Source organism: Buttiauxella sp., assembly GCF_035271705.1.
In the GTDB taxonomy this organism is placed as follows: domain Bacteria; phylum Pseudomonadota; class Gammaproteobacteria; order Enterobacterales; family Enterobacteriaceae; genus Buttiauxella.
On sequence record NZ_DATERI010000123.1, the window covers coordinates 38,265 to 63,486 of the forward strand.

General features: G+C 50.0%; 19 protein-coding genes. 4 read left to right on the top strand and 15 right to left on the bottom strand.

The window, feature by feature from the left end; translation table 11 throughout:
- Positions 1-145 precede the first annotated feature (145 nt).
- The 3 genes from asnS (at position 146) to VJY99_RS11390 (ending at position 4,692) form a co-directional block, all read left to right on the top strand.
- Complete coding sequence (asnS, locus tag VJY99_RS11380) at positions 146-1,546, top strand: asparagine--tRNA ligase (protein ID WP_324118498.1); 1,401 nt, start codon at positions 146-148, stop codon at positions 1,544-1,546.
- Positions 1,547-2,146: 600 nt separating this feature from the next.
- On the top strand, positions 2,147-3,313 hold the full coding sequence (locus VJY99_RS11385) for a porin (protein WP_414641587.1): 1,167 nt from the start codon (positions 2,147-2,149) through the stop codon (positions 3,311-3,313).
- 188 nt (positions 3,314-3,501) lie between these two features.
- Positions 3,502-4,692 (top strand): amino acid aminotransferase, encoded by a 1,191-nt coding sequence (locus tag VJY99_RS11390; protein ID WP_324118502.1) that lies wholly within the window; start codon positions 3,502-3,504, stop codon positions 4,690-4,692.
- Positions 4,693-4,739: 47 nt separating this feature from the next.
- On the opposite strand, the gene VJY99_RS11395 is transcribed toward VJY99_RS11390, so the two are convergent.
- From VJY99_RS11395 to cmoM, 7 genes are all read right to left on the bottom strand, one after another.
- Entirely contained in the window at positions 4,740-5,387 is a 648-nt protein-coding gene (locus VJY99_RS11395) for an MBL fold metallo-hydrolase (protein WP_324118504.1), read from the bottom strand.
- 40 nt (positions 5,388-5,427) lie between these two features.
- Positions 5,428-5,976 (bottom strand): YcbK family protein, encoded by a 549-nt coding sequence (locus tag VJY99_RS11400; RefSeq protein ID WP_324118506.1) that lies wholly within the window; start codon positions 5,974-5,976, stop codon positions 5,428-5,430.
- 183 nt (positions 5,977-6,159) lie between these two features.
- Positions 6,160-8,040 carry a L,D-transpeptidase gene (gene ldtD / locus VJY99_RS11405; protein ID WP_324118508.1) on the bottom strand — a complete coding sequence of 627 codons (1,881 nt, stop codon included), beginning with the start codon at positions 8,038-8,040 and terminating at the stop codon, positions 6,160-6,162.
- Between the two features lie 145 nt (positions 8,041-8,185).
- Positions 8,186-12,634, bottom strand: coding sequence for a chromosome partition protein MukB (mukB, locus tag VJY99_RS11410; protein WP_324118510.1), 4,449 nt, complete (start codon positions 12,632-12,634; stop codon positions 8,186-8,188).
- The gene (mukE, locus tag VJY99_RS11415; RefSeq protein WP_324118512.1) at positions 12,631-13,347 is read right to left on the bottom strand and encodes a chromosome partition protein MukE; all 717 of its coding nucleotides are present in this window, start codon (positions 13,345-13,347) and stop codon (positions 12,631-12,633) included. The genes mukB and mukE overlap by 4 nt, the downstream gene beginning before the upstream one ends.
- On the bottom strand, positions 13,328-14,650 hold the full coding sequence (gene mukF / locus VJY99_RS11420; protein WP_324118514.1) for a chromosome partition protein MukF: 1,323 nt from the start codon (positions 14,648-14,650) through the stop codon (positions 13,328-13,330). Before mukF ends, mukE begins: the two co-directional genes overlap by 20 nt.
- Entirely contained in the window at positions 14,643-15,431 is a 789-nt protein-coding gene (gene cmoM, locus VJY99_RS11425) for a tRNA uridine 5-oxyacetic acid(34) methyltransferase CmoM (RefSeq protein WP_324118515.1), read from the bottom strand. The genes mukF and cmoM overlap by 8 nt, the downstream gene beginning before the upstream one ends.
- Positions 15,432-15,565: 134 nt before the next feature.
- Between cmoM and elyC the strand changes: the two genes are divergently transcribed.
- Positions 15,566-16,342: an envelope biogenesis factor ElyC gene (gene elyC, locus VJY99_RS11430; protein ID WP_324118517.1), complete on the top strand. Its 777-nt coding sequence runs from the start codon at positions 15,566-15,568 to the stop codon at positions 16,340-16,342.
- Here the strand turns inward: elyC and VJY99_RS11435 are convergent.
- From VJY99_RS11435 to ihfB, 8 genes are all read right to left on the bottom strand, one after another.
- Positions 16,322-17,215, bottom strand: a complete 894-nt coding sequence (locus VJY99_RS11435) for a YcbJ family phosphotransferase (RefSeq protein ID WP_324118519.1) — start codon at positions 17,213-17,215, stop codon at positions 16,322-16,324. The two genes, elyC and VJY99_RS11435, sit on opposite strands and share 21 nt — an antisense overlap.
- 176 nt (positions 17,216-17,391) lie before the next feature.
- Complete coding sequence (kdsB, locus tag VJY99_RS11440; RefSeq protein ID WP_324118521.1) at positions 17,392-18,138, bottom strand: 3-deoxy-manno-octulosonate cytidylyltransferase; 747 nt, start codon at positions 18,136-18,138, stop codon at positions 17,392-17,394.
- Complete coding sequence (ycaR, locus tag VJY99_RS11445; RefSeq protein ID WP_324118523.1) at positions 18,135-18,317, bottom strand: protein YcaR; 183 nt, start codon at positions 18,315-18,317, stop codon at positions 18,135-18,137. Before ycaR ends, kdsB begins: the two co-directional genes overlap by 4 nt.
- Before the next feature lie 46 nt (positions 18,318-18,363).
- Entirely contained in the window at positions 18,364-19,599 is a 1,236-nt protein-coding gene (locus VJY99_RS11450) for a winged helix-turn-helix domain-containing protein (RefSeq protein ID WP_324118524.1), read from the bottom strand.
- A gap of 50 nt (positions 19,600-19,649) precedes the next feature.
- The gene (gene lpxK, locus VJY99_RS11455; protein WP_324118526.1) at positions 19,650-20,633 is read right to left on the bottom strand and encodes a tetraacyldisaccharide 4'-kinase; all 984 of its coding nucleotides are present in this window, start codon (positions 20,631-20,633) and stop codon (positions 19,650-19,652) included.
- Positions 20,630-22,378: a lipid A ABC transporter ATP-binding protein/permease MsbA gene (gene msbA, locus VJY99_RS11460; RefSeq protein WP_324118528.1), complete on the bottom strand. Its 1,749-nt coding sequence runs from the start codon at positions 22,376-22,378 to the stop codon at positions 20,630-20,632. The genes lpxK and msbA overlap by 4 nt, the downstream gene beginning before the upstream one ends.
- A gap of 36 nt (positions 22,379-22,414) precedes the next feature.
- Positions 22,415-24,685 (bottom strand): ComEC family protein, encoded by a 2,271-nt coding sequence (locus tag VJY99_RS11465; protein WP_324118538.1) that lies wholly within the window; start codon positions 24,683-24,685, stop codon positions 22,415-22,417.
- Between the two features lie 203 nt (positions 24,686-24,888).
- A complete protein-coding gene (gene ihfB / locus VJY99_RS11470; RefSeq protein WP_324118530.1) occupies positions 24,889-25,176 on the bottom strand; it encodes an integration host factor subunit beta in 288 nt (95 codons plus the stop codon).
- Between the last annotated feature and the right edge of the window lie 46 nt (positions 25,177-25,222).

The window sequence follows — 25,222 nt, forward strand, 5'->3', positions numbered from 1 at the left end:
GAGCAGCTAACACACCTGCAACTTGAAAGATTAAGGGGATATTGATTTTTCTGCTTGTCTGTAGGCTCGCGACAGGTAACATAGATAACCCCCGATTGTGGGTATTTATTTTTTTTGTCACTGACCAATTAATAGAGAGAAATATATGAGCGTTGTGCCTGTAGCCGACGTACTCCAGGGCCGCGTAGCCGTTGACCAAGAAGTCACCGTGCGCGGGTGGGTGCGTACTCGAAGAGATTCAAAAGCTGGTATCTCCTTCCTCGCCGTCTATGACGGTTCCTGCTTCTCTCCTGTACAGGCCGTCATTAATAATTCTCTGCCTAATTACAATGATGACGTACTGCGCCTGACAACCGGCTGTTCCGTTGTCGTAACGGGTAAAGTTGTAGAGTCTCTTGGTCAGGGCCAGAGCTTTGAAATCCAGGCAACTGAAGTTGAAGTGACCGGCTGGGTTGATGATCCTGACACTTACCCGATGGCGGCAAAACGCCACAGCATCGAGTATCTGCGTGAAGTGGCTCACCTGCGCCCGCGCACTAACATGATTGGCGCTGTGGCTCGCGTGCGTCATACCCTGGCTCAAGCGCTGCACCGGTTCTTCCATGAAAATGGTTATTTCTGGGTCTCCACGCCGCTGATTACTGCGTCAGACACCGAAGGCGCAGGCGAGATGTTCCGCGTTTCTACGCTTGATCTCGAAAACCTGCCGCGTACTGATGCGGGTAAAATTGATTTCGATAAAGACTTCTTTGGTAAAGAAGCGTTCCTGACCGTATCCGGCCAGTTGAACGGCGAAACCTATGCGTGTGCGCTGTCCAAGGTTTATACCTTTGGCCCAACCTTCCGTGCTGAAAACTCCAACACCAGCCGTCACCTGGCTGAGTTTTGGATGCTGGAGCCAGAAGTCGCTTTCGCCAATCTTGACGATGTTGCAGGCCTGGCTGAAGCCATGCTGAAGTATGTCTTCAAAGCCGTGCTTGACGAGCGTATGGATGACATGGAGTTCTTCGCTGAGCGCGTTGACAAAGATGCAGTGGAACGTTTACAGCGCTTCATCGAAGCTGACTTTGCGCAGGTTGATTACACCGACGCTGTTACCATTCTCGAGAATTGTGGTCAGAAGTTCGAGAACCCTGTTTACTGGGGTGTTGACCTGTCTTCTGAGCATGAACGTTATCTTGCCGAGCAACACTTCAAGGCACCGGTAGTTGTGAAAAACTATCCGAAAGAGATTAAGGCCTTCTATATGCGCCTTAACGAAGACGGTAAAACTGTTGCCGCAATGGACGTGTTAGCGCCAGGTATTGGTGAAATCATCGGTGGTTCTCAGCGTGAAGAACGTCTGGATGTGCTGGATGCGCGCATGGCTGAGATGGGTCTGAACAAAGAAGACTACTGGTGGTATCGTGATCTGCGTCGTTATGGCACCGTTCCTCACTCCGGGTTCGGTCTTGGTTTTGAGCGTCTGATTGCTTATGTAACAGGTGTTCAGAACGTTCGTGACGTGATTCCATTCCCACGTACACCACGTAACGCGAACTTCTAAAACCACACATTTTTCTAAGGCCAGCATCGCTGGCCTTTTTTACATCTGCCGCGCGAACGTCTTTTTTCTTCAACGAAAGTTAAACAAACGTCAATTTCAACCCCATTTCACAACTACGCCGTTACTAAGTGTGTCTGCGAAACAAGAAAACACACAATAACCCTACTTTCTGCTTGCACTCTCAACTCTCATACCGACTTAGCACATTTGAATAAAATTCGCTCAGATATCCAGACATCCAAAAACCACTCAAAGAATGTACAAATGTAAGCAAAAAATTCACTCTATTTTTCATAATGCATATTAAAGATAAGTAATTCATATATATAGATTAGAGTTGGTGCTTTTTTAAGCGAAGCGGTGAATTAGTTTGAGATAGTTCACAAAGTTCCATCAAATACACATTTAGTTACACATACTTTCTTTTGGTTACCAACTCTCGATGTTTGTAGCACTTTCTGGCTAGCGAAACGGTTTCATGGATGGAAAGATGCCTGACAGACACAGAAAGACACCAAACTCTCATCAATAGTTCCGTACAGAATTATTGACGGCAGTGGCAGGTGTCACAAAAAAACCTAATGAGGGTAATAAATAATGATGAAGCGCAATATTCTGGCAGTGGTAATCCCTGCTCTGCTGGTAGCCGGTGCAGCAAACGCTGCAGAAATCTATAACAAAAACGGCAACAAACTGGACTTCTACGGCAAAGCTGTAGGCGAGCACGGATGGACTACAAGTGGTGACAACACCGGCAACGGTGATTCCACTTACGCTCGTATCGGTTTCAAAGGCGAAACTCAGATCAATGACCAACTGACCGGTTACGGCCAGTGGGAATACAACATGAACGCCTCCAACCCGGAAGGTGGTCAGGGTACAGCGACTCGTCTGGCATTCGCTGGTATGAAATTTGGTGATGCAGGCTCCCTGGATTACGGCCGTAACTATGGCGCAATCTACGACGTAGCGGCTTATACCGATATGCTGGTTTCTTGGGGCGGCGATACTTGGGTTGCTACCGACAACTTCATGAACGGTCGTTCTAATGGCCTTCTGACCTACCGTAACAGCAACTTCTTCGGTCTGGTTGATGGCCTGGCATTTGCTCTGCAATACCAGGGTAAAAACGAGCGTAGCAACGTAGTTGGTGCATTTGTGGATGATAACGGAGTCATCGACTTAGGTCGTGCTGGTAACGGCGCTAAAGCAAATGGCGACGGCTACAGCACCGCTGTAACTTATGACATCGGCGAAGGCTTCGGTATTGCTGCTGGTTACGAGTCTGCTAACCGTACTTTCGAACAACGTGCAGCTGCAACTAGCGCTGATTGGGCGAGTGCTGGTGGTGACCGCGCTGAAGCATGGTCAACTGCTGCTAAATACGATGCGAACAACATCTATGCTGCAATCATGTATGCAGAAACTCTGAACATGACTCGTGAAGCTGATAGCAACTTCGCTAACAAAACTCAGAACTTCGAAGCTGTAGCTCAGTACCAGTTCGACTTCGGTCTGCGTCCATCCATCGCTTACGTTCAGTCTAAAGGTAAGGAGCTGAAAGCTCGTGGCGGCGTTGATGGCTTCACCGGCGGTGATGCTGACCTGCAGAAATACGTAGAAGTGGGTACCTGGTACTACTTCAACAAAAACATGAACGTATACGCTGCGTATAAGTTCAACCTGCTGGACGACAACAGCTACAGCGAAGCTGCTGGTCTGGCAACAGACGACCAGGCTACTGTTGGTATCGTTTACCAGTTCTAATTATCCAGCAACTTTGTTGCCAGGATGGTTTAAAAACAGGGCTTCGGCCCTGTTTTTTTATGTCTAAAAAGTCGAAAAAAATAACTTGTGACCCGTGCGGTTTCTTTTTATTGCAAACGGTTGGCATTTGCTAAAACAGCAGTTAACCTGAGTGCGTCACTCCCTCGATACCACAATGGAAACTCGTCATGTTTGAGAAGATTACCGCTGCTCCAGCTGATCCAATTCTTGGTTTGGCCGATTTGTTTCGCGCCGATGACCGTCTGACTAAAATTAACCTCGGCATTGGTGTATATAAGGATGAAACAGGCAAAACTCCGGTTTTGACCTGCGTTAAAAAGGCTGAACTGTATCTGCTGGAAAATGAGAATACCAAGAACTACCTCGGTATTGACGGTATTCCAGAGTTTGGCAATTGCACCCAAGAATTGCTGTTCGGGAAAAATAATGCGCTGAGTGCGAACAAACGTGCTCGCACGGCACAGACCCCTGGTGGGACGGGTGCACTGCGTATTGCCGCTGATTTCATCGCTAAAAACACCACAGCCAAACGTGTGTGGGTGAGCAATCCAAGCTGGCCAAACCACAAGAGCGTGTTTAACGCAGCTGGGCTTGAAGTGTGCGAGTATGATTACTATGACGCGCAGAACCACTCTCTGAATTTCGATGGCCTGATTAACAGCCTACAAGCTGCAGAAGCGGGCGATGTCGTGTTGTTCCATGGTTGCTGCCATAACCCAACCGGTATTGATCCAACGGCTGAGCAGTGGAAAACTCTGGCAGAGATGTCACTGGCTAAAGGCTGGTTGCCACTGTTTGATTTCGCCTATCAGGGCTTTGCTCGTGGTCTGGAAGAAGATGCTGAAGGCCTTCGCATTTTTGCTGCAAGCCACCAGGAGCTGATTGTTGCCAGCTCTTATTCCAAGAACTTTGGTCTGTACAATGAGCGCGTAGGTGCTTGTACGCTGGTGGCTGCTGATGCAGATACCGTGGATCGTGCGTTCAGCCAGATGAAGTCTGTTATTCGTGCCAACTACTCTAACCCACCAGCACACGGTGCCGCAGTTGTTGCGACCATTCTGAGCAATGACGCGCTGCGTACTCTTTGGGAACAAGAGCTGTCTGACATGCGTCAGCGTATTCACCGTATGCGCCAGTTGTTCGTGAATACCCTGCAAGAGAAAGGCGCTAACCGCGACTTTAGCTTTATCATTAACCAGAACGGCATGTTCTCGTTCAGCGGCCTGACCAAAGAGCAGGTGCTGCGTTTACGTGAAGAGTTTGGTGTGTATGCGGTTGCTTCCGGACGTGTGAACGTTGCGGGGATGACGCCGGACAACATGGCTCCACTTTGCGAAGCCATTGTCGCTGTGCTGTAAGAGCAAAGCCGATAAAAAAAGAGCCGCTCAATGCGGCTCTTCTTATTTTACCAGACCGGTAATTCGTCTTGCAGGAAGGGATTATGCAGACGCTCGTAGCCCAAAGTAGACAGCGGGCCGTGGCCTGGAATAAACGTCACATCATCGCCTAGTGGCAACAGTTTACGTTTAATCGAGTCAATAAGTGCTGCGTGGTCGCCACGTGGGAAATCACTTCGCCCCACTCCACCTTTGAAAATCACATCACCGGAAATCAGTAACTGAGATTGCGCATCAAAGAACACGACATGGCCTGGAGTATGGCCCGGGCAATGCAGGACTTTTAATGGCACATTTCCCACCGACACATTATCGCCTTCAATCAGCCAACGATCTGGCGTCAGTGGCAAACACTCTTCAAGCCCAAACATCTGGCTTTGCGCCGGTAAACCTTGTAGCCAAAATTCGTCTTCTTTTTCCGGACCAATAACTGGAACACCGTAATGTTCTGCCAGTTCAGCGGCGGCTCCAACATGATCAAGGTGACCATGCGTTAGCAGGATCTGTGTGACCATCACGCCTTTCGCCGTGACTTGCTGGATGATTTTTTCAGCTTCGCCGCCAGGATCAACCACTGCTGCTTGTAGCGTTTCTTCACACCAAACTAATGAACAGTTTTGGGCAAACGCGGTAACCGGAATAATGTGATAGTTCATGACACTCCAATACCGGCAACATTCGCCGGATTCCGTTGTTTTACCAGTGCCTTAGTGGCCCGGTATCAATATGCACAAAGTTGCTTCTGGGGTAGTATCCTACACCACCTGAGCGCATAGATAATGCTGCTTTGCGAACATTGCTCAACGAAATCCCTTCAATATGGAAATCCATTGCCTGACCTTTGGTGTGATAGCTTTTTTTGGCCACACCACGGCTACGAGCACGTAGCTCATTATTGGTGTCTAAAGAGCGATAACCGGATACCAGTTGTACGGGTTTGTTCGTCCCCAACAGGCCTTGCAGGCGATAGAGCTGGTCGAATAATTTTGGGTCGATGGATTTAATTTTATTCGCGCGATAATCACGGAAGAAATGATTAAGCCTTGCTAATTCATCCTGAATATAGCCTTTACCATCAAAAAATTCGGCCTTCAATGACTCACCAGTATGCAAATTATTAAGAGTCAGAATGCGTGGGCGCGGTGTTGATAGCATGGCAAAGGCTTGTGTTGGAAACAGCGAGGCACCTAAAGCCACGCTACCCAACGCCAGCAACTTGCGGCGGTTTGCGTCAAATTTGTCCATGATGTCCAAGTCTACATGTAAAAAACGATCGAATAATATGCCCTTCAGGCGCACTGCCTGGCACCTTAACTGCCAAAACAACGTGAGTCAAGACAGGCTAAAACCCAGATAAACCGGGGCCTGTAGAGGCCCCGGATGAGTTTCACAATTATTACGACCGCTAATTCATTAGAATTGCTGCATTTACCGAATCAATAGTTCAGCTTTCGAGAGGATTTGTGCACCAGATCGCGCGGTGAGATCATAATTGTAAATGTCTGTACGGTATTGTGTTCGTCCATCGTCACCGACAAATGCCGTCAGGTAGTAGAGGTTGACCGGGATGGTCTGACGAATATTCACATATTTGGTACTGCCGTCTTTGAGTTGGCTCGAAATCCGTGCATCATTCCAACCCGCATCTTGTAGCAGCATGTTTGCCAGCTCAGAAGCTTTATTGACCCTTACGCAGCCTGAACTCAGCGCACGCGCATCTTTCTGGAACAGATTGTGATTGGGTGTGTCATGCAAATAGATAGCCTCAGAACTTGGCATATTAAACTTATAGCGCCCTAACGAGTTCTGAGCCCCTGGTTTTTGCTGGAAGCGGAATGGCAAATTGCTTGCAGTGATAGTGCCCCAATCGACACCCCATGGGTCAATGGACTCTGCATTGTTGCTCCAACCACGCAGAACGCTATAACCATGCTTGTCGAGATAACCGGGGTCCTGATGTACTTTTGGCAGAATATCGTTGCGCGCAAGCGTAGGTGGGACATTCCATGGTGGGTTAACCACCACATTATTGAGCGCACTGCTCATCATGGGTGTTTTACGGTCTGGGCGCCCAACAATAACGCGCGAAGCCAATACTTCACTGCCATTAAGGTAATAGCTCAGTGAATAGTCAGGGATATTGACCATAATCCCGGTATCGAGTTTCTTCGGCAGTAAGCGCAAACGCTGAATATTTAACGCCACCAGTGAAGCACGCTGTTGTGGAGTCACATTCAGCCAGTCACGTGTTAATTGCCCGATTGACCCATCAACACCCAGCCCCTGCCATTTCTGGAAGCGTTTCACCCCTTCCACCAACTCGTTGCTGTAGACACTTCGAACCGCTGGAGCCGATTTCTTTTTCTGACCGGCGACCGCTTCAGGGGTCTGTTGAACAGTCTGTTCACTGTCTAACTGAATGGCCGATGGGCTGACTGCAACGGCAGCAGTAGACACACTCGTGCGTTCAGGAAGCGGTATCACAGGCTCAGCTTGCAACATACCGGTACGGGCAAGGATCTCTCTGAGCGCGGGCGTATCGTTGCTCCACTGACCTGGACGCAGCGTTTCGCTGCCAGTCAATTGCGGCCACGGTCGGGAGTCACTTAACAAATGCACCAATGATTGATGCAATTTGGTGTATTGCGGATGCTGAGGAGCCAACGTGTCGACAAAACTCGCCAGCGTTCCCTGATCAATTGCCACCTGCCATTGGTTAATCACAGAAATTGGCGGCGTCTGCATTTTGTACGGCTTGGTGCTGTACAACCAGCGGTTGCCTTCCATTGGGATACCGTAAACAAATTGCAGATACCCCATCATCGCATCAGACAACACGATATCACGGGTTAAACCCGTAACGGACGAATCGGTGAGCAACTCAACCCAGGTGGTGAATTGTGGCTGAATGCCTGCAATCGCCAGTTCAGCAAGTTGTTGCTGGAAAGCTTTAACCGCATCGCGATTCTCCCACATCGGCTTCATTTCGCGCGCAGCATAGAACGCCGAGAGTGCATTCAGGTAAACAGGCGTGTAACCCGTCGGCAATTGAGCAATCAGCTGAGAACGACTTTGTGCAGCAGACATGCCGGCCGAATCAAGCGGTAACACGCCCACCATATTAGCGGTAGCGTTAGATTGCGGTAACGGCTGGTCTGGAGAGCTCGTGGGTTCAATACTTACCGCAGAACTGTCAGATGGAACGACTGCTGGCTCATCGGCATGTGCCATAAACAGTGGAGCGAAACTGAGTGCCAGCCCAAACGTAAGTGCTGACAGTCGAAAACCGTGCAATTTTGTAAGCAACATCCCTTGCCCCCTGTTTATACCTAGCTTTTGTCGCTGGGTTTTAAGATCAGTATATAAACGGCGAATCTTAATTGCCCGTATAAATGTAAATAAAATTAAAGATTAAGAGCAAACAAAAAAAATGCGGGCCGTAGCCCGCAGTTCTTTATGATGCCTCTAAGGTGTCAGCGACGGGCTCGGGAAGCGGTGGCGCAAAGCCCCGCAACCCAACAACGTGAACATGTTCATGGTTCTGAACAACCTTACGTACCAGCTTATAGGTGGTGCCTTTTTCTGGACTGATATTCTCAGGGGCTGCAATAATCAGTTGCATTTCAAGTCGTTCGCACAACTCAAACAGCGTGGCAATCGACTTCGCATCCAAACGTGCCGCCTCATCGAGGAACAGCAAACGGCATGGGGAGATGTCTTTTCCGCGTAAACGGCGCGACTCTTCTTCCCAGCTTTGAACCACCATGACCAAAATCGACATCCCGGTACCGATAGCTTCACCGGTCGACAATGCACCACTTTCCGCACGCAGCCAACCATCTGAGCCACGGTTAACCTCTACTTCCATTTCGAGATAGTTACGGTAATCGAGCAGCTCTTCACCGATGGTTTGCGGTGTGCGTTGGCCCATATCAATTTGTGGATTCAGACGTTGATACAGTTTTGCTAATGCTTCGGAGAAGCTCAGGCGATTGCTGTTAAACAAGTCCTGATGCTGCTCATGTTGTTCTGAAAGCACATCCAGCAACATCGCATGGGTTTCACGCACGTTCACATTCAGACGCACGCTGTTCACCTGGCCGAAGGAGACACTTTGTAGGCCCTGGTTGAGCATGCGGATACGGTTTTGCTCACGCTGAATCGTCTTACGAATGATATTCGCCACGCTGCGAGAACTGATTGCCAGTTTTTGCTCGCGTGAAGTCAGTTCTTCCGTCAGGCGGCTCAGTTCAATCTCCATCTGCTCGATGGCTTCAACAGGGTCATCGGTACGGATAATGTCCTGACGAATACGTTCGCGAAGATGCTGATAAACCGCAACGAAGAATTGAATCTTACGTTCTGGACGCTTAGGATCTTCAGACATGCGCAATACATCGCGCAGGTGTTCGTTATCCGCAACGGCCAAACGCAGCGCACCCAAAGCTTTATCCGAGATAGAACGCAGCTCATCACCGGTGACATAAGCCAGTTCGCGACGATGCAGACGGCGCTCAACGCCATTATCTTTCACCATACGCATCACGGCACACCAGCCCGCTTTCGCGGTGACAACCTGTTCGCGCATTTCAAAATAGCTACGTTCTAGCTGTTTGAGTTTGCGAGTCAAGTTGCTCATTTCCGCTTCGCAATAAGTCAGTGCTTTTTCGAGCTGATTACGACGGCCACGGTTGTTGCTCAATGCTGTGTGTAATTCGTCACGACGTGAGCGGGCACGTTCTTCAGCGCCAATATCAGCACGAACACCAATGTCTTGCAGTTCTTTATGCAGATCGGTTAACAGCTCTTTTTTGGTATCAAAGGAGCTTTTCAGCGACGCCATTAACTGGCTGAACTGACTTAATTGCTGTGCATGCTGACGCAATGCTTCACGGGAACGAGTACGCTCAGCTTCCGCTTGCGCCAGGCGGCTACGCAATTTTTCATTTAAATCGCTATTACCATCGAGCATCGCAGCGGAATCAGAGTAGCTAAAGTGCGCCCGTCGCTGGACCACTTCAGTCAAGGCAAACGCCTTCTGGCGGGCATCGCGCTGGACCTGTTGTGCGTACTGATAATCTTCTTTTAACTGTTCGAACTGCTCAGGGTCACTTTGCAGTACCGATGCTACCGCTTCGAGTTTTGCAAGTGGGTTGCCAAACTGATGCAGGAAGCGTGCGGCTTCATCGGCTTCGTCAAGGCGTTCACGGATTTCATCGCAGCGGTCAGCCAGCGTTTCATCATTGAGTAAGCTAATACGCGGCAACAGGCGGTTAAGCTGGTCAACCCCTTCTTTAGCCTGATCATATTGCTGACGCTGTTGCAGATTGTCGTTTTCATGGCTGCTGATAGCACGTTCAACTTCACCACGACGGGTGTTGAGCTGACGAATTTCCGCTTCCGGGTCGTCGTCAAATGCCACACCCAAATGCTGGCCGATGAAACGACTGAATGCCTGGTGCAAACGCTGTGATTTCTGAACATCAAACGACAGTGTCGCAAAACGCTCTGCCAGGGTTTCACGTTCAGCATGCAGGTTTTCAAGGCGATTTTCGCGCGCGGCGCGGCCAAATATTGGCAACTCGGGCAGACGAGAATAACGCCACTGGCGTTCAGCCGTTTTCACCAGAACGGCAGCGTTTAGCTCTTCAACCGTAAAGACGTTGTCATCGAAGGAAGACGGGTCCCCTTCAATTAAATAAAGGTCTTCCGGGCAATCTTCCAGGTTGTCTAATTGCTCGCGCACCAGCGATAAATCTGGCACCACAATGGCGTGACGTGATGGGCCATATAATGCCGAGAAGTAAGGGGCATCATCAAGGCTGATATCGTCATAAATTTCGGACAACAACACGCCGCCAAAACGTTCAGCCAGCGCATTTAAACGCGGGTCTTCAGCACCACCTGGTTGGCTCAGGCGCTCGATTTCTTCGTCAATAGCCCGTTTACGCGCACCGACTTCGTCACGTTCAACCGTGACTTCACGTTCACGTTCAAGCAGTTGCTGCATGTATTCGGTGACATGCTGGCTGCTTTCAAACTGCTCATGACTCTGTTCGCACAGCTGCGTGAGGCTGGTTTGTGCCGCCAGCCAAATAGGTGCACGCTGCTGGAGACGTTTGATACGAGCCTGAATCTGCTCTTGTTCCTGACGCAGGTTTGCGCGTTGATCACTGGCATCAGAAACGCGCTGCTGTAAGGTCTCAATGCGTTCAGACAGCTCTTCGTGCAACACTTCCAGATCCTCAGGATCAAAGTGTTTTCCTTGACGCTTACAGAACTCAGCGAGCATGCGTTCTGCTTCTTGCTGTTCGCGTAGACGTTGCTCAAGTTCGTTGAGGCGCGCTCTGAGCGGCTGAACTTGCTCCATCAAATGGCGCTGGTTATTGCTGTCACGTAATAATTCACGCGCAACGCTCCAGGCTTCACTGCGACTCACAGGGCCATTGATAGCGGTGACAAGCTGATAAGCATGCTCAAACTGGCTATGTGCCGTTTGCGCCACACTCATTTTCTGTTCCAGTGTCAGCAGTTTTTCTGTGGTTTCCTGCTCTTTTGCCTGGAAAGTTTCTGACCATTCTTCCGCGCTTTCGGCGGTCAGGTCAGGCAGATGGCACAGCGAACGTGCACGTTCCAGAGCCTGTAACGCTTGTTGATACTGAATGGCGCGCGTTTGCTGAACATCAAGCGCTTGCTGGTAATCGGCAAGTTGGCTTTTCAGCTCATCGACTTCCAGTTCAGCAGCTTCAGCGCGTGCTTCATTCTCTTCTTGCTGCTCAGAAGCTTCAGCAACAATTTCATTTTGTTCTTCGAGGCGCATTTGCAGCTCGTCGAGGTCAGCTTCGTAACGCTCGATTTTTTCCTGCTGGCGAATCGCCGTCTGCACCAGGTTCAGGTGGTCACTGGCCGCCTGATAATCCGTTTCCAAATCCCCTTCTGCACCGCTTTGTTCAGCAAGTTCACGCGCCATTTCGACGTGTTTATATTGCTCTGCAGCCAGTTGCTTACGGCTGGTCAATAACTCACGACGGAACTCGAGCGCTTTATCCAGATGAATACGTCGCTCGTTGGCATGCCGCATGTAATCCGCTGCCACATAGTTGGTGGCTTCTGAAATCAAATGCTTGAACAAATCACGGTCTGACTGAGTGACGCGAATCGCTTCCAACGTCAGGCGGTTTTCACGCAATGCTGCTTCCATATCCTGGAACGCCTTACGCACGCCGCCATTTTCTGGTAACAGATAGTCGCGCAGAGAACGGGTAATCGCGCTGGAAATCCCGCCGTACAGCGAGGCTTCGATAAGACGGTAGTACTTGCTACGATCCGAGGCGCTGCGCAGACGACGCGCGACAATACCCAAATCGAACATCAGCGAGTGGTAATCGGTAATCGAGTTGAACTGTTTAAATTGAACGCCTTCGATGGCTTCCACTTTATCTTTCAGTTCTTGCAGGCTCAGTACGCGAGCCTGACGCTCATTGAGCGTTTCCGTCAGCAATTGTGTCGGCTGAATGGAAGTGGGTAATCCCTGAATCGCGAACGGTTTGATGTCAACTTTACGGTCACGGCCTGCCACTTGTTGCAGGCGAACACCGACGACGACACGTTGATGGCGCGAGTTAACCACATCAAGCAGTGAGTAACAGACCCCTGCTTTTAACTTACCGTGTAGACCTTTGTCGCGTGAACCCGATGTGGCCCCCGCTTCAGTGGTGTTACGGAAGTGCAGCAGTGTTAAATCGGGGATAAGTGCGGTAACAAACGCCGCCATGGTGGTGGATTTACCGGCACCGTTACCACCCGACAGTGTGGTCACCAGTTCATCTAAATCAAAAGTACGCGCGAAGAAACCGTTCCAGTTAATCAGCGTTAGTGAGCGAAACTTTCCGCGTTCAATCATTCCTGTTCATCCTCCGCGTTATCCTGAACAGCTTGCGACTCTTCAGTTTCATCATTGAGTTGCAAACGAGTTTCCACCGGCATCGCTTCTCCATCGCGGATCATGCGTAATTGCGCTTCGCGCGCATCATCGCCAGCGCGCACATCGGCGCCAAAGCGGAATACAGATTCAGAGATACGGAATTTGCTGCTGTCATGGCCCATAAACCAGATCATGCCGAGGCGGCGTAAACGAGTTAATGAAGCACGGACTTTTTCTTGCAGTTTTTGGCGGTCGAGATCCGAGCCCGTAGAACGGTTATTCACAAGTTTAAGTAACTTGTTTTCATCCGCCAGTGTTAGCAGCTCATCGTACAACTCAACCTGCGTGAAGATACCTTCGTTTGCCAGGCGCTCCGGGCTGAGATAGAGGTAGCAAAGAATTTTACCGACCATCATATCCAGTTCTGACAGCACAGAGCGTGGAATCAGCGTGGTGGAGCGCGGACGCAAATAGAAGAAACCTTCCGGGGCGCGAATCAGCTCCACGTTATAGCGGGTGTAAAATTCTTCCAGTTCATCCTGGAAGTCCATCAAATAGGCATGATTATCCAGCTCGTCGAGCCCAACGTGCCGACCTGCACGTAATTGGCTATCGAGTGCCGGAAATAACGGATTGGCCAACGCCTGTGCCAGTTTTACTGGCATCACTTTTTCAATATTTGTTGATGACATGCGCCTGTACCTTGGCTCCGTAATCGTTAATTGCCTGCCACTGTGGCGGCAAGCCAGTAAAATCTGCTTCAGCCACACCCAGACGTACCGCCTGGTCGACTACGATTCTCGCCACATCAAAATGACGAACGCGTGGGTATTGCGCCAGATAGTCCCGCATTACCAAGCCTAAATCTAGCGGCACTTGTCTGGTTTTGTAGACCTGTAGTGCAGCCTCGATCATCGCGGCAAGTTGTTCGCGGATTTCATTAAACTCTTCGAATTCCAAATCACTTGGCAGTTCGCCGGTCACTTCTTCGTCACGTAATGTCATCTCTTCATCGCGCATATCGAGCAAGCGGTCGGCGTTGGCATAGGTCAGCGCCCATGGCGCATCGAAATAGTTCTGTACCGAAACACGCAAACGCTGGGCAAAGACACGGTTTTTATCCATATCAATAGCGGTACGAATGAATTTATGAACGTGGCGGTCGTAACCTATCCACAAGTCGATTGCCTGTTGGCCCCAACTGACGATACGGTCGAGTTTGCTTTGCAGATCAAACACCAAACGGTCAACAAAGTGCAGATCATCACGCCCCAGAATCGCATCCTGGATACGTAGCAAGTTAGCCTGCAGTTTGTCGCCCGCCGCTTCCAGGGTGTCTTGTAGTTCCCGCAATGTGCCGGAGGTTTCCGACAATAACATTTCGCAACTGGAAATGGCGGCACGCCAGTCTTTGTTCAGCAGTTGCGCGATGTCATCTTTAACCTGTTGTTGGTGCTCGTCCATGATGCGTTGGGTGAGATCAATACTGTCAAAAATCTCGGCAACAGAATATTTCAGGGGAGCGAAGACGTTACGGTGCCAGTGGAATTCGTCACCGCCTTCATCTGCCGAATCGGCGGCGCGTTTCAGTTCACCTGCCACAATCGACAATTGCATCGATAAACGCAGCGTCGAAAACTCACGCTGGCGAATGTAGTAATCAGTGATGCCAATGCCGAGTGGAGTCAGGCGATAAATAGCATTACCTTCGTTGATTTCGCTGACAAAACGGTTAAGCAAACGCTGGCGCACCATATCATTGATGGCGTTATTGGCACGAACGTTAATGGTTTCACTGGTCTGCTCAAACCCGTCACTCACATGACGGAAGGCATCAATCAGTTCACCTTCACTCATTTCACCGTCGAGCCGCTCACCATTCAACGTGGCGATCGCCAACAGAAACGTCAAACGTTCTGTCGGTAGCGAAATCGAATAGTCATTTTTCCTGGCCCAGGCAACCAGTTCCGGCACTGTCTGGGAAACATCACTCATAATTTTTCCTTGGCTCAAGCGGCTTGATTGCTGTCACGTGGATATAGCGGCCGAGGCTCACAAAAGGCTCCTGCCGGCAATAACGCGTTTCCAGTTCAAGCAAATTCTCAAAACCATCGCGTTGTTTGTGCTTATCGCGCAAGTAATCGTGGAACACTCGCACACCGGTTTTACCGGTAATCTGCCAGCCAATTTGCTCCAGCCAGTGATAAACCTGTTCTGGCTGCAGCGGATTGTCAGGCGAAAGTGTTTTTCTCTTATTCTTTTTCATACCCTGGAGAACATATTCGAAGTTGCCGACAAACATGTTTCGCATCAGCAAGCCGTTAGCATTGTAGAACATCAAGGATAAAGCACCGCCGGGTGCAAGGTTTTCCCACAAGGTTTTAAGCACAGCTTGCGGGTCGACGACCCATTCCAGCACAGCGTGAAACAATATCAGATCAACCGGTTTTTCCAAATGTTGACCAATATCTTGTGCTGATGAATGTATGAAATGCATGTTGCTGCTCACACCTTTTTCACAGGCCAGGGCCTGGGCGCGGGAGATCATCTCAGCAGAAACATCACAAAGCAGGACGTCATGGCCGCGTTCAGCAAGTCCACACGCAGTTTGCCCTTCGCCCCCCCCCGCATCCAACACGCGTAATTTTTCAGGCAGCGTGGAAAGCAGAGCATCAAGATCTTGCCATAAAATGGCCTGGCGGAGCTGTCCTTTGGTTGTACCGTAGATGTTGCGTGAGAACTTCTCAGCAATGTCGTCAAAATTGCGGTCACGCACGGGTACGGCTCCATGGGGGAAAGGGATCATCTCAGAAGGCCGCTATTTTGGCACAGCCGAGCCAAGAATGAACCCGTCTGGTGTAATATCACCAGCGTTTACCTGCTGTATGGCTAAAAAAGGACCCATAAATCATGCTTTTTATCCTGAAAAAATATATCGGCGGGCTGCTGCTCCCCTTGCCCTTTTTATTATTGGTGATGGGTATTGCGCTTTGCTTGCTATGGTTCAGCCGTTGGCAAAAAAGTGCAAAGACGCTATTAAGCCTGAGCTGGTTAGTTTTGCTGCTGATTAGCCTGCAGCCGGTGGCTGACAAAATGCTCAAGCCTATTGAAGATACCTACCCAACCTGGCGCGGTAGTGAAAAAGTGGATTACATCGTGGTGCTTGGCGGCGGCTATACATGGAACCCAGAATGGGCACCAAGTTCCAATCTTATCAACAATAGTTTGCCACGCGTGACCGAAGCGGTACGTCTGTGGCAGGCTAATCCCCGCGCAAAAATGATCTTTACCGGTGCACGAGCGGTGACAAATCCGGTCAGTACCGCAGAAGCAGGGGCTCGGGTGGCAGAAAGCCTTGGGGTTCCGCGCTCGCAAATCATCACGCTTGAAGAACCAAAAGATACTGAAGAAGAAGCGGCAGCGGTTGCAAAAACCCTTGGACATCAGCCATTTTTATTGGTGAGTTCCGCATCCCATCTGCCGCGTGCGGTGATTTTCTTCCGTCATGCTGGGTTGAATCCGATTCCCGCACCGGCTAATCAAATGGCCATTACATCACCACTTAATCCATGGGAGCGAATTATCCCAGCGCCGGTTTGGTTAATGCACAGCGATCGTGCCATTTATGAAAGTGTGGGACGCGTCTGGCAATGGTTAAAAGGATCGTCAGGAGAGCCAGGGCATTAAGTTTTTCGAAGCGATATCAAAGGCGGGTCGATTAAGTCGGCCCGACTGTAACAGCTGCGCGATGCAATCCCACAAGACGTACATCCACCGCCGCCACAAGAACGACTCAGCTACCGGTGCTCGCTGTAAATAATGCCAAAGCAGACTTTCCGACTGCCCTTGTTCGTAGAGACGGAATATTTCATATTCACGCGGTGCCCAAAGCGTCATTCCAGGATTAACCATGGCCAGTAATTGGTCGCTGCGCCCGTCTTTCAGCATGCTGCTGAGCGTAAAGTTACCATGCACCAGCACGCAATTATCGTTGAAATCTTCGAATAAGCGCGGCATACATTCGCGGGTACGGAACAAGATTCGGCGGTCCTGCATGGTCAGGCCATTATTGGGGTACTGATTGAGGGTCGTCCACAGCATTTCGACACGCTGCCGATACCATGAGGGCCAGATATTTTCTTGGGTGCTGTCGACGTGGCCCACACAACCACGGCTATCAACGCGATGCCAGGCGAGCAGCCCTTCCACAATTTGGTCTTTTAGATGTTCCCAGCGGTCTGGCGTGCGGGTGGGTGCTTCGACCGGCACGCCACGCAAGCGCTCCATTAAAAGCACGTCTGGCCCTGGGGTGTCATCATGCGTCACCACACCGTAGACCACAGGCAAACGCACCGTACCGGATCGTGCCAGCATGGACATTTTCCAGGCGAGTTGCGCAGCAAGACCTCGGGTGCTAAAACTTTTCGCCAGCAAAGACATCGCATTACCCTCGCTGTCATACAGCGACCATAGAGCGGTGTTTGGCTGTTCGTTGATGCACTCTATCCGGCTTAGTTTTTCACCCAGCAGATGACTCAATTCCTTGCGTAGCAGCTCCATGACTCATTACCCCTTGCAACACTGGTGTTTTTATAATGAGCTTGCGGGCGCACGTTGTCATCACCTGAGATCAATATGCCTTGAGATAATAAAAAAACCGGCGTTTTTCGCCGGTTTTTTTATACATGGACGTAAGCTACGCTCTGTACCCTACAACTTCAATGAGGACAGGTCTGTTAGCGCATCGCCTGACGGACACGCTCTAAATCTTCAGGCGTATCAACGCCAATACTCGGAACTTCTTTCGCGACGGCAACATGGATTTTTTCGCCATTCCACAGCACGCGCAATTGTTCGAGCATTTCGATTTGTTCAAGCTGGCTTGGTTCCCAGGTCACATAGCGACGAATGAAACCTGCACGGTAGCCGTAGATACCAATGTGGCGCAGCAGAGAATCACCAATCTTTTCGCGAGACTGCGCAAAACGGTCTCTGTCCCATGGGATAGTCGCGCGGGAGAAATAAAGTGCATAACCCTGCGCATCCATCACCACTTTTACCGCGTTCGGATTGAATGCTTCTTCCGCAGAGTCGATTGGCACTGCAAGTGTTGCCATGCCCGCCTGGCTATTGGCCAGATTGCTGGCAACCTGGCGAATGATAACCGGAGGGATCATCGGCTCATCACCCTGCACATTCACAATCACGGTATCATCGCTAAACTGGTATTTTTCAATAACCTCAGCAAGACGTTCCGTGCCAGAGTGATGGTCAGCCCGGGTCATGCACACTTCGCCACCCGCCGCTTCAACAGCACGAGCAACGTCTTCATGATCGGTTGCAACAATAATGCGATCAGCTCCCGACTCGCGTGCACGGTCCAGAACATGAACCACCATTGGTTTACCGTTAATATCTTTTAACGGTTTGCCCGGTAAGCGTGTGGAAGCATAGCGAGCAGGAATTATTGCCACAAAACTCATGGATTAGTCTCGTCAGAAGTCAGCACTCGAGCTTCAGTTTCCAGCAGTACTGGAATACCCTCGCGCAGAGGAAACGCCAGGTGATCAGGTTTGCAGATAAGCTCCTGCTTTTCCTGATTAAAGTAGAGCTTGCCGTTACAAACCGGGCAAGCGATGATTTCAAGTAATCGATGATCCATGGTTACTCCAGAATGACCGCCATCAAAGGCGAAAGAATAACATAACTCACGTGTTCTCTGGGCTAATTTCCCAACCTTCGCCCCATGAAGAAGCAAATTCCGTCGGGATATTACCGAGGCGAATCTGCTTAGCACCTTGCCAATAAGCAAAATCAGTAAATGCCGTATGCAGGCCATTAATCAAGGACTGGCTGGGCTTCGGCCCGTCCTCAAGGTACAGGCTGATAATCTCCAGTTCTTCGGATTTACGATGCATTTTTGCATCCACTCTCCCCACAAGCGCGCCTTGATGCAGCAATGGCAAAACGAAATATCCGTATTTGCGTTTTTCGGCGGGAGTGTAACATTCAAGACGATAAGAGAAGTTAAATAGCGCTTCGGCACGCTTACGATCCCAGACAACAGGATCAAACGGTGATAACACCGCAGTGTGGGTGGCCCGCAACGTGTTTTGTTCGGCTTTGGCAAGTAATGGGAACTGGTCGCAGTGCAGCCACATTTCGCCAACACCCTCAACATTAACCGGGATAACACGCCCCTTTTCCTGCCATTGGGTGAGCAACGGCTTAATAGAGATATTCTTCAACCGGTAATAATCAGCCAACCATTCAGGGCGGAAAATGCCGAGACTGCGCGCACTGTTTTCCAGCATTTGCTGCTCGGCATCGTGCTGATGGATAAGATGCAGTTCATCATTCCAGTGCGGCATTACGCGCGAGGTTAGATCATAGACACGCTGAAAATTGCGCCGCTCAATCACCATGACTTTCCCGGCTGTAAATAGGCCCTCAAGATGTTTCTTGTGAGGCTTCCACTCCCACCACCCGCTCGTACCTTTGCGGGGATGTTCAAAATCAGCAGAACGTACCGGGCCATGGTTCTCAATATGAGTCAGGAGTTTTTCAATCTCTTCGGCATGCTCAACCATCCATTCAGGACGATACTTCCAACCCATTTTTTCGGGATTCAGCATCCGATGACGGATCAACGAAAAATCTTTTCTCGGTAAAAAGCAGGCTTCGTGTGCCCAATACTCCATTAAATCGCCGTTAAGCAAAGCATCGTCAAGCCAGGTTTGCGGGAAATGCCCCAGACGGCTGAATAACACCAGATAGGGGCTTCGAGCGACAATATTGATGGTATCGATTTGGAGCAACGACATGCGGTTAATGGCCGCAACAACATCGGTAGGTTTTGGGCTGCGGCGGGGCTTTAAGAGCAATCCTTGCGCCGCGAGATGGAGGTTACGAGCGGCACGTAAAGTCAGTTGCGGTACGGACATAAAAGAGTCCTGTCTTTAGCAAACTCGAATTCTGGTGCGCTAAATTAGGCTTAACGCACCAGCGCCAATAATGACTGCAATAACGCATCGGCTTGAGGTTGTGCCAGATGGGCATCCACCGGCAAAAACCACCAGTTATCATGACCGGTAACGAATACTCGGCATTTCACTGCGTCTTTTTCGGTCATTAACAGGGTCTGACCCGGTTGCACTAATTTCTCGACGTCACTTTCGCTTAATGCCTGATGGTCTGCGAGACTGACCGTACGAATCGGGGTCAAACCACATTGCTGTAAAGTCGCGAAAAAACGCGGCGGGTGGCCAATTCCAGCCATAGCGACCACGTTTCCCAGTGTATGTACCGGACGGCGCTCCCCCGTCAACAAATTAACCGCTTCACCTGGTTGCAATGTCATGCCGATTTCACCCGGTTGAGCCTCACCACCATTGGTGATGACCGCATCAACGGAGGCCAGACGGCCCGTTCGTTCCCGCATCGGCCCGGCAGGAAGCCACCAGCCATTGCCAAAGCGCCTGATACCATCAACGACCACGATTTCTTTGTCACGCGCTAACGCATAATGCTGCAAACCGTCATCGGTGATGATCAACTGCGGTTGTGCTTTTTCCACCAACATTTGCACCGCTTCACTGCGGCGTGGAGCGACAGCAACTGCAGCACCAGTACGCTGATAGATCAGTACCGGTTCATCACCTGCCTGGGAGGTGGTGGTAGTATCGTCGAGCAACAAGGGGTAGTGCTCGGCTTTACCGCCGTAACCACGGGAAACCACCCCAACGCGGATACCGCGCTGCTGTAGTTGTTCAACCAGCCATATCACAACGGGTGTTTTACCATTGCCACCAGCCGTCAGATTGCCAACCACCACCACCGGCACCGGAGCACGCCAGGACTTTTTGACTCCTAACCGGTAGCAAAGACGTATTGCACCGCTCACCAAGCCGTACAGCCAGGAGAGCGGTAACAGCAAAAGGTAGAGGGGAGATTTTCCCGACCAAATGCGTTCTATCATGAACCGAATTGCATTCTATGTAGTTGGGCGTAAACCCCACGATGCTCAATCAACTCTGCGTGAGGACCGCGTTCCACGATACGACCGTCTTCCACCACCACAATTTCATCAGCCTGTTCAATGGTTGATAAGCGGTGAGCAATGACCAGTGACGTACGGTTTTTCTGCAGTTCATCCAACGCCGCCTGAATGGCACGTTCTGATTCCGTATCTAAAGCGGAGGTCGCTTCATCAAGAATCAGGATTGGGCTATCACGCAATAATGCACGAGCGATGGCAATACGCTGGCGTTGACCCCCTGAGAGCAATACGCCATTTTCACCGATAATAGTTTCCAGGCCGTTCTCCATCTTGCTAATGAAGTCCATTGCGTACGCCATACGTGCAGCATTTTCAATGTCGGCACGGTTGTACTGTTGAGTACGTGCATAGGCGATATTGTTGGCAATGGTGTCATTGAACAAATGAACGTTTTGTGAAACGAGAGCAACCTGATTACGCAGAGAGGATAAGGTGTATTCACGAATATCCACCCCATCAATCGTAATATTACCTTCCTGAATATCGTAAAAACGCGTCATCAGGCTGGCGATTGTCGACTTGCCGGAACCGGAACGCCCAACCAATGCCACCGTCTTACCGGCAGGTATATTCAGGTTGATCTTACGCAGCGCAGGCACTTCACGACCAGGATAGGTAAAGGTCACGTCACGGAATTCAACATCGCCTTTGGCACGTTCAATGACACGCGTCCCTTCGTCTTTCTCTTGCGCGGAGTCGAGAATAGAGAACAGAGTTTGGCAAGCCGCCATACCGCGCTGGAATTGAGCATTGACGTTAGTCAGTGATTTCAGTGGGCGCATCAGTGCAATCATTGAAGAGAACACAACGGTAATCGTACCGGCGGTCAGCGTTTCCATCACACTAGGGAAACTTGCAGCGTAAATAACGAATGCAAGCGCCAGAGAAGCAATGAGCTGAATGATTGGGTCAGAAATAGATGAAGCTGAAACCAGTTTCATTCCCTGGCGACGCATACGGTTACTGACGTTGTTGAAGCGTTCAGTTTCCACTTCCTGACCACCAAAGATCAGGACTTCTTTATGGCCTTTCAGCATCTGCTCTGCACTGGTGGTGACTTGCCCCATGGTGTTTTGCATATTTTTGCTGATATTGCGGAAACGTTTGGAAACCAGACGAATCGCAATTGAAACGATAGGTGCCAGGACAATCAAGATCAACGAAAGTTGCCAGCTATACCAAAACATCAGCACAAACAGGCCAATGATAGATGCGCCTTCACGTACAACGGTGATTAACGCGCTAGAAGATGAGGAAGCAACTTGTTCAGAATCGTAAGTAATACGTGAGAGCAGTGTGCCAGTGGATTGTTGGTCAAAGAACGCAACCGGCATCCCCATCATGTGGCTGAACAAGCGACGACGCATGTTCATGACAACTTGCCCAGAAACCCAGGAGATACAATAGCTGGAGACGTAACTCGTCGCACCGCGCAGCACCATTAGCGCGATAACAACCAGCGGCATCCATAGCAACACCGATTTATCAGTTTTTCCAAAACCATCATCCAGTAACGGTTTAAGCAAAGACAGCATATAGGTATCACTGGCAGCGTTCAGGATTAACGCAATACCAGCCACAATCAGACCCGGCTTAAAAGGAGCAATCATCGGCCAAAGGCGGCGGAAGGTCTGCCATGTGGAAAGATCTTTATCGTTATGCATTCAGTAAACCAGCATTAGATGAAATAGCCGCATATTCTACCCATTATCCCGGGATACACCAAACCACTGATGATACCAACGGGGTGAAATTTGTTCTCTGAAGCCATTGATTTGCCATTTATCATTATTTATATCGATAGTAAGCTGACCTGAATGCGCCGTGTCATACCATTTGTATCCCTGAGATTTATAGTGTTGGACGACTTTCACTGAGGGTAAATGCCATGCGTTGTAGCGCGACGTTGATGCAAGCGCCGCACTTGCGGAAACAGCACGCAATAGCGGTGCGCTAGATGATGTACGGCTTCCGTGATGAGGAACCTGAATAATATCAGCACGTAAGATTCCCCACCGCTTCTTGAGCATTGCCAATTCCGCCTCAGCCTCTACATCTCCAGTCAATAAAATCCGAAAGTGTCCGTCACTGACCATCACCACACAAGAACCATTATTACCCGTCATGACTGGCTGAGTTGGGGGCCATAACACACTAAATTGTAAGCCCCGCCATTGCCACTCCTGCCCTTGAAAACAGGGGTGATGCCCCGCCCAGCGCAGTGGGCTGAGAATTTTCAATGAAGGCCATTCTCGCTGCAAACTGATTAAGCCGCCGCGATGATCGAGGTGCTCATGGCTTATAACAACTTGCTCAGGAGTAAGATTGTGCCAGCGCAACCATGGAATAATCACTTGCTGGGCCGCATCGCCACCAGGCCAGGCATTACCGGTATCGTATAGGAAAACTTTCCCTTGCCGTATCAGGGCTATAGCCAGCCCGTGTCCCACATCCAGCATGGTGATTTGCCACGCGTCGTCTTTTTTCTCCGTCCGCATGGTGGAAGCGGCCAGAGATACCATTAGGGCAATCACCGATAGAGACGAACTTCGCCATAACGACAACCGATGAATAATGACCGCCATCCAACCACTCAAGCTCAAAAGCTGGAAACGTTGGTCCACTTCCTGCCAGCCGTCAGGGAACACTGACAATGATGTAAAAAGCAGTGCCAGTAGCCGATCAACTCCCCACCATAAATGCTCTCCTATCCACGGAATAGCGGTGAGCACTAATCCCGCCAACAACAACGGTACGACAGCAAAAGTAATCAGCGGTACTGCCAGTAAGTTCGCGATTAACGCACTAAGGCTAATGCCGTGGAAAATGAAAATCTGGAGCGGCATGAGCAAAATCATGATGCCAATTTGTAAGTGCAATAATGAGAGCGGGTAACGATAAAGCCCTTTTGCCCTTGCCAGGAACCGTGGAAGTGGCATCCATTGATACCAAAAAATAAGTGATGCAACCGCCAGTACCGATAGCCAAAAGCTGTCAGACAAAACTGTAACAGGGTCATAAATCAGAATACCCGTGATGCAGCAAAGCCAGACCTCCCACCCGGACCAACATCGCCCTTGAAGCCTTAGAAAAAGCCAGATAACAACCCCAATCAACGCTCTTACCGCTGGAGGGTTTCCACCCGCGAGCCAGGTATAAGCACCGGCCGCGATAACACTCGCGATTAAAGGCATTCTGAAATGAATTCGATGTGCAGGAAAACTCAACTGTATTAAGCGGGCGATAAGCCAGCCAACCATCGCAGCCAGTGAGATATGCATCCCTGAAATGGCCATAAGGTGTGCCGTTCCGCTCTGGCGAAGTAAGTTTTTCTGCTCATCGCTCACTCCCGATCGGTCGCCAAATGCTAATGCCAAAATCACGCCTTGATACGGCAGCGATTGAGTTGCACGTTGAACAGCTGCCAACCATTGAGCGCGTAAACTGCATTGTGGCTTGATTGCCTCAGCCGAGATTATACGTGCGCTCAAAGGTTGGTGCTGCGCAAGAGCATATCTCTGGCTATCAAAACCCCCATCGTTCAGTTGGCCATGCACAGGCCGGAGCTGCAGTTTCATGCGCCAGCGTTGTCCAGCACAGACGCTACTGGGTAAGTAACTCCCTCGGCTCCTGATACCGACAGGCGGAAATATTTGTTTCCCCTCAACCGAGACCATTTCCCAATCGTGGTTTTGCTTACCGTCCGTACTCGTCATTACCGCTTCAACCGCAATAGGTTTATTGGCCCATTGTTCGAAAGGCGTCAGGCTTTCTCTTGCGTTGAATAGTGCCCAGCAAAAACACAACAGAGCGAATGCGACATAACGTGCAAACAGGTGTGGAATGAGCCCTATACATACTGTCGCAAAGAGAAGGGTTGTGATAATTGGCAGTCCGGGAATACCGGGCAACCATGCCAAAGGTAGGATGCCAATAATCGCACTGAAACATAATCTGATTGAATTCCTCACGACAGTCTCCTTGTTAAAGGCAGTGTGAAGTATCAAAAAGATGGCGTCAGCTACGGATAATCAGTTTTACGAGAAGGGTTCCAGACTTTTGGAGCAGGATGAAAAAGCGGCATAATTATTTGCGAGCAGAATCGAAAACGATGATTTTGAGCATAAAAAAACGGCACCCGTAGGTGCCGTTCTTGAGAATCAAATCCGAAGATTTAATTACCGTAAATGTTGGCGCGGTCACGTAATTCTTTACCTGGTTTAAAGTGTGGAACGTATTTACCTTCCAGATCAACTTTATCGCCAGTTTTTGGGTTACGTCCGGTGCGAGGTGCGCGATAGTGTAAGGAAAAACTGCCGAAACCCCGGATTTCAATACGCTCACCTTCAGCGAGAGTAGAGGCCATATGCTCCAGCATCTCTTTAACTGCATCTTCTACAGCTTTCGCCGGGATGTGAGATTGCTGGGTTGCAAGTCTTTCTATCAATTCTGACTTGGTCATTATTCCTCCGGTTTCCTTTCAGGAAAATTAACTTACAGCTATCAAT